Source organism: Nodosilinea sp. LEGE 07298, from assembly GCF_015207265.1.
Taxonomy (GTDB): Bacteria; Cyanobacteriota; Cyanobacteriia; order Phormidesmidales; family Phormidesmidaceae; genus Nodosilinea.
Genome location: NZ_JADEXE010000529.1, coordinates 1 through 2,229 on the forward strand (window position 1 = coordinate 1; position 2,229 = coordinate 2,229).

The following is a 2,229-nucleotide window of genomic DNA, read 5'->3' on the forward strand; positions in this document are numbered from 1 at the left end:
GGTGGGATCCTTCGAGAGTTCGGAGCTGGCGCATCTGGACTACGCGCTGGTCAGCACTACCTATGCAGCCCAGGGTAAGTCAGCAGAGCGGTTGATTGGGGCGCTGGATCGCTATGTGGGGCGGGAGAGCTTTTATGTGGCGGTGAGCCGGGTGAAGCGGGAGTTGCGGCTGTATGCGTCGGAAGACCTGGATCGGCTGATTAAGCGGGTGGAGCGATCTAGGGCGAAGGAAAACCCTGGAGATGTTACGGGTATCAGTAGTGGCCGCTCTCAGCCTGCTGATGTGCCGCTACCGACCAATTTGGACAATTTAGTTGCTACGGCCAGTCAACAGGCAAACCTGTCTCACACAATGCGTGACAGCCGTTCCAACAGACAAAATAGAGGCTTTGAACGATAGGGAATTGGCCGAAGCTATTGGTCAGCCTCAAAAATCTGGCTTGCTTTTAGAGTTAGATCTGGAAACTCGACTGAGGCAATGGCCCTCTGCAACCCAAATACTCCAACCTCTTGATAGGTCTCACCGGCTAGCGACAGCACCATGACGGTTTGTGCTGCGGGGTCAACTAGCCAGTACTCCGGCACTCCAAGGGCTGCGTACTGAGCCCGTTTGGAGACATAATCGCGGTCTCGATTGGTTTTGCCAGGGCTGACAATCTCAACCACCAAGCGAGGCGGCGGCATATCGCGGGTGATCGTTAACCGCCTCTGAGTCAGTTCCAGATGCTCGGGGCGGAGCACCACCAGGTCGGGGTAGCGGTTGGCCGCATCGCTCGGTTGCAAGACCGGCACTTGCAGTTCTAACGCATGGATTTTGATTAACCGCAGGGGAGCGACGTTGGCCGCGACCAGCAGAAATTGCAGGTAGTTAGCCAGCCAATTATTCGGTTCTGACTCGGGTGGCAATTCGACTAACTCCCCACGCACTAATTCAAAACGCCCCTCTAGCTGCGTCTCATCACTGTAGGCAAGATACTCTTCAAAGGAAGCGAGCTTTACCTTAGCCTGGGTCATAGCCTTTTCCCCGCAGACGTTGCTCTCATCCTAACGCGCTGCATGACCTTACCTAATCTCTGGCCTGCCCAGGCTACCCCTCGGATAAAAAGCTTTTAGATAACCTGGCCCAAACGACCTAATCTTCAAAGATCCAGGTCAACCTACGGCAGACGTTCATAGCTTGCTTAACCAATCAGTAATGCAGACTCAGCGCTCCTGACCTTGGCGAGAAATCACTGGAGCCGTTGCATAATGGCGATGGCGTTGCTGAAGCCGCAACGTCTCAGCCTGAAACCGTTTCAGATCAACCACAGTCAGGTTTTCCAAACTGGTTATATCACCCTGTGCCTGCAAAATAGCGCCCCGGCTACGGGCCTCTACAACTAGTTCTTGACCCTCGGCAGTTATGCGATAAATTTGCCTCTGTACCCAAATTTTGAGATCTCCCGCTGAGCCCTGACCAGTCACATTCAATTCTCCTGTCTGATGGGCATGAGCCAGAATTTCTCGGGCCTGGCGCACAAACGTTTGAATCTGATCTGCTGAAATTTCAGACTTATGGGCTACTGAAGTCTGGATGACTGCGTTTTGCTTTTTTTGAGGCTTGCCCACAGCCAGAACGTGATGGTTCCTCCTGACAGTATCTTGGATAGACCGACTGATACCACCAGGACACAGCTCTTCATATACCTGCCGGTCTAGCTTCCACACGCGCTTCCAAGCGCTGGTCTCGCCCCCAGCAAAAACCGCCGCCGGGGTGCAACTGCCGGGATCAGCAATGCTGTCCATAATTCGCTTCACCCGCTCAGCGTCAATTCCCAAAGCAGCCCCCGCCGCTCGCACCAAATCCTCGGCATTGCCGCTAATCAGCACCCGATTTTGGGCAGCCCAGTTCTCCCAGCCATAGAACTCACGCAGGGCGTAGGTTAGCGAGTGCGATCGCGATTCCAACGGACTATCCCCATGCAACACTGCCTGGGCCTTCGCTGCGGCTAGATCCTCCAGCCGCAAGACTCCTGGTTGGGCTGGCTGAGCTTGAATGTGGGGTCGAGACTGACGGGAAGGGCTCTGCTCCCGGCGACAACTCACCGGATACAGCCCGATCGAATCCAACCGCTCCACCCACACCGGCGGTACCCGCTGCATATTGGCATAGGCTTTGCCACTTGGGCCAATCGTGGGAGCCAGCACCGTGAAGCGCCCCTGGCCCAGAGCCTCCCCCATGTACTGTCC

Annotated in this window: 2 protein-coding genes and 1 pseudogene; 1 reads left to right on the forward strand and 2 read right to left on the reverse strand. The window is 55.5% G+C overall.

Annotation, left to right across the window (positions count from 1 at the left end; genetic code table 11):
• The coding region (locus tag IQ273_RS32670; RefSeq protein WP_194027236.1) for a hypothetical protein at positions 1–400 on the forward strand (400 nt) is incomplete at its 5' end.
• A gap of 14 nt (positions 401–414) precedes the next feature.
• Here IQ273_RS32670 and IQ273_RS32675 read toward each other — a convergent pair.
• Both IQ273_RS32675 and IQ273_RS32680 read right to left on the reverse strand, forming a co-directional pair.
• Positions 415–1,014: a Uma2 family endonuclease gene (locus IQ273_RS32675; protein WP_194027237.1), complete on the reverse strand. Its 600-nt coding sequence runs from the start codon at positions 1,012–1,014 to the stop codon at positions 415–417.
• Positions 1,015–1,203: 189 nt separating this feature from the next.
• Positions 1,204–2,229, reverse strand: a pseudogene (locus IQ273_RS32680) (hypothetical protein); the annotation flags it as partial.

Bases quoted from the DNA above. Each gene is read 5' to 3' on its own strand.
- IQ273_RS32675 (WP_194027237.1), bottom strand. From the start codon at position 1,014: ATGACCCAGGCTAAGGTAAAGCTCGCTTCCTTTGAAGAGTATCTTGCC.